Annotated in this window: 9 protein-coding genes; all 9 read right to left on the reverse strand. The window is 41.8% G+C overall.

Features of this window, described 5'->3' with window-relative positions:
* A partial coding sequence (locus AC1DLM_RS33475) for a hypothetical protein (protein ID WP_477572399.1) occupies positions 1-1,483 on the reverse strand: 1,483 nt, incomplete at its 3' end.
* Between the two features lie 80 nt (positions 1,484-1,563).
* Entirely contained in the window at positions 1,564-2,514 is a 951-nt protein-coding gene (locus AC1DLM_RS33480; protein WP_477572400.1) for a methylenetetrahydrofolate reductase, read from the reverse strand.
* A 103-nt stretch (positions 2,515-2,617) separates the two neighbouring features.
* On the reverse strand, positions 2,618-3,382 hold the full coding sequence (locus tag AC1DLM_RS33485; protein ID WP_477572401.1) for a sugar phosphate isomerase/epimerase family protein: 765 nt from the start codon (positions 3,380-3,382) through the stop codon (positions 2,618-2,620).
* 182 nt (positions 3,383-3,564) lie between these two features.
* A complete protein-coding gene (locus AC1DLM_RS33490) occupies positions 3,565-3,933 on the reverse strand; it encodes a VOC family protein (protein WP_441991912.1) in 369 nt (122 codons plus the stop codon).
* Between the two features lie 19 nt (positions 3,934-3,952).
* Entirely contained in the window at positions 3,953-4,819 is an 867-nt protein-coding gene (locus AC1DLM_RS33495) for an MBL fold metallo-hydrolase (protein ID WP_477572402.1), read from the reverse strand.
* A 29-nt stretch (positions 4,820-4,848) separates the two neighbouring features.
* Positions 4,849-6,096, reverse strand: coding sequence for a DUF4153 domain-containing protein (locus tag AC1DLM_RS33500; RefSeq protein WP_477572403.1), 1,248 nt, complete (start codon positions 6,094-6,096; stop codon positions 4,849-4,851).
* Between the two features lie 35 nt (positions 6,097-6,131).
* The gene (locus tag AC1DLM_RS33505) at positions 6,132-6,353 is read right to left on the reverse strand and encodes a helix-turn-helix domain-containing protein (protein WP_236284547.1); all 222 of its coding nucleotides are present in this window, start codon (positions 6,351-6,353) and stop codon (positions 6,132-6,134) included.
* A 10-nt stretch (positions 6,354-6,363) separates the two neighbouring features.
* Positions 6,364-6,846 carry a DUF2975 domain-containing protein gene (locus AC1DLM_RS33510; protein ID WP_477572404.1) on the reverse strand — a complete coding sequence of 161 codons (483 nt, stop codon included), beginning with the start codon at positions 6,844-6,846 and terminating at the stop codon, positions 6,364-6,366.
* A gap of 176 nt (positions 6,847-7,022) precedes the next feature.
* On the reverse strand, positions 7,023-8,888 hold the full coding sequence (locus AC1DLM_RS33515) for a hypothetical protein (RefSeq protein WP_477572405.1): 1,866 nt from the start codon (positions 8,886-8,888) through the stop codon (positions 7,023-7,025).
* Positions 8,889-9,435 lie beyond the last annotated feature (547 nt).

Here is a 9,435-nt window from a genome sequence, read left to right on the forward strand (position 1 = left end):
GAAGAAGGGCTACTATGACTTCCCCTTGATCCCGTATATAAGATTTCAAATACTGATATCCGGTCTGGTTGAAAGCCTCATCATCCGACGGATATTTCGCATAAGATTTCGTAACAATCATTGGGAGCAATACGTTGCTATCACCTCCAGCGTTGGTGATTCGATCCATAAGCTCTTTCACGGTGAATCCTTTATCTGACAGCCAACTGCCCATGATCCATAGCGTTTCCTTATCGGCGTAGGCCAAGAAACACAATCCCCTGTCAAACATCTCTGAATGGTTGCGTAGATCTTTCAAATCAAGCAGTCTACGATAGTTAGACCCTGTTGAAGTCTCATGCAGATGATGTAAGTATCGTTCAACCTCACTAAATGGGTTCTCTCCTCGAAAGTAGGCATGTAATTGAGGATCATTCGGAATTAAGCTTTCCAAATAACTTGCAAATTCCTGAAGCGCTTCGCTTAAGTAAGGCTTCTCCTCATCTTTTTCCCAGACGATACGGCACAAATGAATGGTTTTCAAACCATGTGACATCTCAATTGCTTTCCGGAAGCTCTCCGGTCGATCAGCGAATTCTTCTCTCAAGAGATCATCATAAGACCCATCACGACTTCCAAGACCAGGCTCAGCAAGATTGATGAGATAGTGCTCACGAAGAGCTMCAAACTCTTCCAACATACCAGGGATTTTACGTAATTCCTTTTCACGATTATGGTAAAAAGCTATTCTGTAATTCGTTACAAAAGCATTCGGATCCTCATTAATCAGCTTTTTCAAGTATTCCGATGCTATACGACTGTGCTGCTTTACTGAAACAGCCAAATAAACACAATTTCTCAGCTGCTTTCTCTTATTGTCTGTATCCAAATGATCAACCGAGGCAAGTTGGTAAAAATGTTTTTCAAACCATGTTAATGCTTCATAATCTTCACCGTTATGCTTGGTTAACAATGCAGCGATATATGGCTGCACAGCAACATCTTGGTCCGGATACAACTTGTGCAATAGTTCAGGCTCGCTTTGCGCCATTAATTCCACAAATTCCAAGGCATACGACTCTGGATTTCCTCGATAATCGACAAATTTGCTCTTCGCTAGCATCCACTCCCAAACGATGGTGTATGGGACTTTGTATTGGGTGACAAGACGTAAACATCCTCTTCGCCACAATGCATCTTCCATATTGAAATCGGAGCTAGTTTCTAGAAAACTGTCCTTACCTATGTGTATGAAAAGTGATAAATATCTTCCGATCCTATCGGAGTCATCTTTCTTTTTCCTCAACGTTGATAGCAATGCCCATGTTTTGCGACGCTGTTCACGTTGCACTAATTTGAAATCTTTAGGCGCTACGTTTACGATCAATTCATCTTCCAAGATGTTACCTTCGATATAGGCCAAGCCTGTTAGAATTTCGCTTTCAGTAAAACCACATGCTTGTAAAACCTCTGTCATTTCGTTCACATAACTTTGTATGATCAATGAGATTCCCCTTTAGTTAGCTACAATGAAAAACAAGGAGCAACTGCTAACGCAGATTTGCTCCTTCTTCTGACGTACACTCAAAAAACAAACGATGATCTCATTTTCTTCGCCATCATAGCTTTGATCTCATGCACCAATTGAATCGAAGCTTCGATTTCAACTTTTCGCGTGGAGACACTTTCGACACTGCACCCGATCGGAATCCCTTTTTCCAGGCCGAATTCGAAAATTTCTTCAAATATTTGTAGGGAAACCGATACGGATTTATCCAAGACATCCTGCGAATACTTCAAATCATTTTCCAACCATTTCGGAATGGAGATACCAAGCCATTTCATAAATTCAAGCGTCTTCGTCGAGCCGCACGGCGCAATATTCATGAGGATCGGCACCATGTCGAGCTTATTTTCTTTACAATGATAATAATAATCCGATAAGAAGTTCTTCGACGCTTCAACGTTATAGGTCGCTTGGGAAATGAAAAACCGACTGCCACTCGCTATTTTATTGATCATTCTGAGATGTTCGTCATCTTTTTTCATGTGTCTTTCAGGGATGACAACGGCCCCTAAAGTTAGTTTGTCATTCAGCTTTCTGCTTAACGCATACGCTTCTGGCAGACCCATTTGAACCTCTTGTTTACTGGAGGATGCCCCCACAAATACGGAGAATCGCTCCTCATCAAGATCAGCTTGAATCCATTCCGCCAGCTGTTCCTCTGTGTATTTCCCCACACATCGATAAATAATTTTCGGGACATTTAAATTGCTMAAATACGTCTTGCTGTACGTAGTCGGGTCAACCGTCTGTAAATAAGGAAAAGGACGATCTTGATCGATACGATCACTTTCTTCCTGAACATCATAGAGAATTAAGCCATCTATTTGAAGTTTCTGAAGTCGCTCACATTGTTTGTGTGAAATTTCAGCCATTTTCTCTAGCGAATGTGTTTCCTTAGGAGGTGTCATACCGTAAGTAATGATACCTGGTTCTCTTCTAAGAATTTTATCTTTTAACAACTGCGTCACAACCTTATCTGCCTAATTCCCGAAAAATGAAATCATAGTTAATTACTCGGTATTATATATTTCGACCCCTCTTGGCTAAATCCTTTTCAATTCGATAGGAACTCTACATGAACTTCTCTCTCATAAAAGCCAAACTTGCCGCGAATTCTTTCTCAGGATCATGAACGGTACACTCCGCTGAAATCATCCCCGCATAGCCAGATGCTTTCAATGCCGCCGCGAATTGATCATAGGGATATTGACCTGTGCCAGGTGACAACCGATCCGTATCCGCAAGATGAATATGCTGAAGCCAATCCTTATTTTCAATCAGGGTGGAAATCGGATCTTGCTCCTCATCCATATGATAGAAATCGGCCAAAACTCGAATCGTTGGAAGATTCACCTGCTTGGCCAACATCACTGCCTCCGAAACCGTGTTAATGATATTGGATTCCTTACGATTCAAGGGCTCAATGGCTAGCGTAACACCTGTTCCTTCGAACTCATCTCCGATTCGTGCGAGTAGCTGAAGAAGCTGTTGCTCTGCGCGATTACGTTCCCAACCCTCCGGAAAATGACGTGCTTTTCCACTGCCGAGAACAGCCGTTTTGGCCCCGATTTTATTTAAAGCGCTTGCAGCTTTATGCACATATCGTCGGATTCTTTCCTCATCGGCTTCTGGACCGACTACTTTCAAGTCTCCTGGGAAAAATATACTGAAAGCCTGTACGGGAAGCGGACTATTCAAATACATGGGAAGCTTGGCGGCGAAATCTGCCTCATCCTCTAAATTTAATGCCACGAGCGCGCATTCGATATAATCAAAGCCCAATCGCCCAAGTCTCTCCGCTTCTTGAATCCCATTGCACCATCCAAATGTGTACATGTACATTCCTCCMTAACGGCGTATAAGTTCTTTTCTCCCTATTTAATATACCAAGAAATAACGACGAAGTGGATCCTTTATTTGTACAAAAGTATGATCTATTCTAAGAAAATCACCTTACGAAACACAAAAAGGAACTGCCATAAGGCAGCCCTTTAATAAAGATCAATAATATTTACGACTTATCGTGCACTCGAATCCGATTGTGAGATCCCCACAATGGTTCCACTTGGATCAGTAAAATAAGCAAGGTAGCCCATTCCTGGCATACTCATTTTCGGAACAACAATAGTCCCGCCATTTAATGTTAGAGATTCTATATATTCATCGATCGAAGTTACTTCAATTGAATTGATAGTTCGCGTCGTACCATCAGGAGATTTCATTAATCCCCCGTCAATGCCAGGATCTCCACTATTCCCCGTTTTAATAAACCAATAGTCTTGTGGTCCTGGAAACTTCGTGAATTCCCAATTAAACGTTCGTGTATAGAACTCGATGAGTTGATTGGGTTCATCTGCTTGGATTTCAAACCGTAATATTCTGCTCATTTTGTCTCATCCTTTTCTCTTATTTAAAATAAATAAATCGCTCTCCCGCGGACATCATATGGAACTTCTGCGCAGGATACGTGTGGAACAAATAATCAACGAAGTAGGCCGGGTTATCACGATTATTGGAAAACATATCAAAGTGGATAGGGATTAGTAGATCCGACCCAATCTCAACGCCGAAATCTGCCCCTTCACGGAAGTTCATATTGCCTACAATTCCTCTGGAAGTACGTGCATAATCGCCTCCATTAATCGGAAGAAGTGTTACATGAGGCTGAAATTTCTTGGCATGCTCAATCAACTCTGGTGTGACAACCGTGTCTCCTGTATGGAAGATTCTCACTCCGTTGATTTCGATAAAATAACCCAAATAGTACTGATTCCCATCCTGATCTGTCTCATACGCTGTGTGCGCTCCCGCTACAGGAGTAATGATTACGCCTTGTCGAGAAATCACCAGCTCTTGCTTGGCAGCAATGATTCGGCTTGCATCCACGTCAACTTCATGCAGTAAATTCACATGTGAAGCTGGTGCCACGAATGTCGTCCCTGGATGAGCCTCAGAAACACCCTTGATCRTAGTTAAATCCATATGATCATTATGGAAATGCGTGAGCAATACGATGTTTACATCTAGCTCCTGAGGCGTAAGCGGCGGTGGAATTTCCCTTTTAAATTCCGTATCAGGATTTTCCAATTCAATTGAATAACTTAGATAGGGATCAATACAAATAACTTCGTCTGAACTGCCGCCTTTAATCAACGCCCCAGCTTGGCCCAAACTCCAGATCGCCACCCCATCCTCTGAGACATACGTACGTTGAATTTCCTTCAACAGCGATTCACCAGCATTGTAAATAGGTCTTAAACGTTCTCTTCCCATGTCGGTTACACTCCATTGGTATCGCTATATTATTTGAAAATAAAAGGAAACGTAAATGCAACAAAAGCAGCCCAAATTCCATAGACCGGTAAATACTTCGTAACGGCGTCTTGGATGGTAGTAGGTCCTGTTTTGTTTCGTAAGAAAAGCAGATACGAAACCATAATCCAAATCAGATTGGCCCAAATCAAAATATTGACTCCTAGAACAGCAATTCGGTTAGGCGTAATCCCATAAGAGGAAAGCCTGAACACGATGGCTGATACGGCCACACTATCAATTATAAGTGCTAGCACAAGTAAAGCAAAGTTTATATAATCTGAAATATTCTTTTTCGCATCTGTGCCACTTTCTGTAATGGAGAAAATGGTAACGGCTAGTACACAAAGCAGTATGCCGTTGAAGGAAAGAAGGAAATCCCGATCCAAGAACGGATTTTTCCCGACCCCTATAACCGTTATCAGATAGACCAACAAGGTTACCAACACGAGTGGACTGAAAATTTTGGCGATATAAGGCGCGATATTTTTGGCAAGTTTAAGATTACGAGAAACGAGATAGGTCGCCACAATGGATAGCGCAACAGCTCCAAATAACACGACATTTTTAAAATAAAAATCAGCAATATCCATGCCCACAAATCTAAATAGCTGCATAGTTAAACCTGTTAATAATACACCACTTATGGCCATAGTCGCGTAAAGTATGCMAAGTTCACCATTAAATTTCAGATAGGCTAATCGAATGCTGCCATGTTTATATTCATTTCCTGTAAAAGCTAGCCCCACTAATACCCATAGGAAGATGGGTAAATGAATATAAGATAAAAGGATACTGTCATTCTGCTCGAGTGGCAGTATATTCACATAAATGACGGAGACAAGAAACAACCCTGCAAGTGTATACATAACATTTCGCCGTGGGGGATTGTTACATACAAAGTAGGCCGCTATAAATGGTAGAACACCAAAAACAAGATTGATTGGAGCTATTGTCTCTTGTTCAACATAATGGAAAATGATCCGTGTGATAATCCCTGCCAGTATCGCCAAAATGCCCATGATAAAGAAATCCTTTTGAAACAAGGACGCCTTTTCGGTATGTACATCTTCTTTGAAGTGCAATCTCTCATACCAAGTGGCAAGCACCTGCGAATTCGGGTTTTGTTCCCAGGCGTAGGCGAATGTTTTCCTGAACGCTTCAGGTTCTTTTCGAAACATTCGCTCAAGCTCATGGGGATTGCCCATATGTTCAATGATCAGATTGTTACGGTCCACTTGTATCCCTCCTCCGTGTATATTATCCAAACGTATTAGTCTAGCGTTTCTTCATCACTTTTGAATTCTAAGATATCACCAGGCTGACAATCCAAAGCTTTACATATTGCTTCCAACGTAGAAATTCGAATCGCTTTGGCCTTACCATTTTTCAAAATAGACAGATTAGCTAGCGTAATGCCAACCCTTTCCGAAAGTTCTGTCACGCTCATTTTCCTTTTAGCCAGCATCACATCAATATTGATTATTATCGCCATTTCATTCACCTCAGACTATGAAGTCATTTTCTGATTTAATATCGATCGCTTCTTGCAAAAGCCTTTGAAGAACAGCGGCGAAAACAGCAATTACACTGGAAGCAAATATAAAGCTCAATCCAATAACGATGAGGCCAGGGGCGTCGTCCCTCTCCGCAATGAGATAAAAGAGCGGCAAGCCTAGCACATATAAGATACTGATTGTGTTTGCACAGTATTTGATATTTTTCAATGCTTTTACAGATAATTCTGAGAAGGCAACGTTTTTATCGATATAACTTAACAGCTTGAAAGCCTGATATAAGGCAAAGTAAAAGGGTATCGCCGTTGCATAGACATCGAGGTAAACGAGATATTGCAGATAAGTCTTTCCTGGATATAACTCTACGGCATATCTCCCAAACTCCGGCACCACGAATATGCACAGTGCAAGAACAGGGAGTCCAATAAGTATGACTGCGATTTTCAAAAATAATGTTGATCCTTGTTTCACCTAAAGCACCTCTTTTCATAATTATTGATTTGAATTTACCACATAATTTATCGTTTTACAATAAAACATTATTGAATTTTAGAGTTTTGTTATTGTTTTATCACTTTTTTAAAATGGAAAAAGAGTGTCCCCGCCACATACTTGGCTTTAGAGGCACTCTCGTATCCAATTATCTTCTACTCCATGACATGGATAGACAACAGCTTGCCATCTACCTTAGATTCCTTGAACGTTATCGGTATAACACCATCAGTGAACGGTACCTCAAGATGGTAAACACCGACCTTATCCTCCTTGTTGTCAGTTGTCTCTGTGACTTCATAACCCCCTTGCATGCCTGCCTTAGACAGCAGCGCTAGGAAATTAGGCAAGCTTGCATCTTGATATCGATGATGTAAGTTATCCGTCCACGTTTGGATATCCCATCCAGGTGCTTTCACGTCTACGCCGGACTTCCGCATCGTCTCAAGCAGATTAACGACCGTACGTCCATCTCCCTCCTGCATAGCAGAAGCAAGCGCAAAGTAAGCTCGGTTAAACATTGCGGTGTCATTCAATTGGTTTTTGGCAGCCAGTAAGTTGAACATGTGATCGGTACGTTGATCTGCAGTGAACCAATAGGTGTGGAAATCCATTGGATTCACTGGACTTGTTCCTGTGATCACATATTTCCCGTCATCCGAAACCCGGAATACAGGCGAAATATCGAAGCGTGTTGGGTATTGTATAACAAATATTTGACTGCCATCTCCACTGACCATGATTTGTACGGATAATGGCTCACGCGGCTTCACGTCACCTGGCAGAATCGAAGATGAGCCTCTCAAACTAGAATAATAAACATGGCCATCCATAGTGGTCTCTTTAACCAGCCGATACATCAACTGGCTCTTGTGCATGATTGGCTTCACGTCGATTTGAGTTGAATTCCCTTGTACCGTGCGAATATTCTCATCCATCTGCCACGTGATTTCTGCTATACCACGCAATTCGTCAGGCTTACGACCGCCGGTTAAATCTGGAAGCTTGATTGCCATCCTATAATCGGCTGACTGCCACAAATACGCTGTATATCTCGTCTTGGACGCATAGTATACGTCGGAGAAACTTGTCAGATACGAGATACCCTCGATCTGTTTTTTACTGCCGAAGTCGAACATCTTTAAGTGCTTTCCAGAAGCAGTACATATTCCTGTGAAGAGTAACGCTGGAATTAGCAGCACAATCAAAGCGTTGACCATGCCACGAGTTCGAATTTCATCTATTGGCTGAATTGTACTCTGCTGCTCAGGGGTAATCCTAAGCTTCTCCGCTAGTATTTGCATAAGCTTACCGATCAACAAAGTTCCCACACATGCGTATGCAAGCAACGGTACTGCGTATCCCCACGGTGGTGTTAGTGAACGGAACAAACTCACAATTAGTGTGCAAATCATAGCAAGCAACGCGAGTGGCAGCATGGCACCAAAATTTCTCCTAAACGTACCCGTAGCCTTCGCCAATGCAGTACTGAAGCTGATATTTTCGAGAACGATTAAATATGGCGTGAGTGAATAACACATTAAAACAATGATCAAGATGATGCCAATTGKAAAAAAAGCAGCTGCGAAGAAGATCATTGCCGCGCCAGTCACGAATTGAAAAATCGTCCATGCGATCATATCGCCGAAATATTTGCGCCCACTTGCGAATAGTGGGACTTTCTCCTGGTTCAGCACCCATCCTTTCAGACCGCCTAGGTACATACCTCGAATAAAACTTTGTATGCCAATTAAGCCTGCAGAGACTAGGAATGCTGCTACTCCCCAATCTGGAGCGGCTCCCCTTAGCAGCGAATATGGAACTTTCAAATCAGCAAGTGAAGGCATATACAAAGGAATCGTTGCGTTAAAACCAGCTGACTGAACAGCAGCCCMTGATGGAGTTAACGTTGTCAGCGTATACGGATAGATCGAAAATCCAAAGTATACGCCGAAACTGACTGCCATTGTTATCGTAACTTCAACGAACAGCACTAAAACAATCAAACGAATATAGGGCATTTTTACCTCCTTCGATAAACAGATTCCATGATGCGTGGTTAACCCTTCCATTATTTGACTCATTTGGTGAGTGATTGTTTCGACTTATTGTACTTAAATTTATATGCTGTTGATGGGTTTTGTAGGTTTGGAGGGGCTCCGCTTATGAAGTTTGAAATAACTGGAAAATGTACATCTATTTTCGAGGAATTTTCCTGAATTCTTGATTTAACTGTAAAACATGTTGTTAAAACTGCCACTTTTGTTCAGATCGGGTAAAATGGTTAAAATTAACTGCGTGTTTTCCATCTATTCTACGTTTAAGCAGAAAATTCCGAAATTTAACTGTATGAAATCCATCTATTCATTTGGCGTCTCCTCATCCATCCATTCTCACAGCTTGTACGCAGCAATTTACACCTCATCACGCCATAAAAAAGAAGCTGCCGCATGGCAAGCTCCTCTCAAGGCTTATAACTCATTTTTCCATAACGAATCTCGTGACAAATTAATAAATGCCAATTGCTCCATATCATTGAGAAAATCAGGCTTCCGATCCATCATACAC

The organism is Paenibacillus sp. 01T442, from assembly GCF_056398345.1.

Coding starts and splice junctions, on each gene's coding strand:
- AC1DLM_RS33485 (WP_477572401.1), bottom strand. CDS start 3,382: ATGTACACATTTGGATGGTGCAATGGGATTCAAGAAGCGGAGAGACTT.
- AC1DLM_RS33490 (WP_441991912.1), bottom strand. CDS start 3,933: ATGAGCAGAATATTACGGTTTGAAATCCAAGCAGATGAACCCAATCAA.
- AC1DLM_RS33505 (WP_236284547.1), bottom strand. CDS start 6,353: ATGGCGATAATAATCAATATTGATGTGATGCTGGCTAAAAGGAAAATG.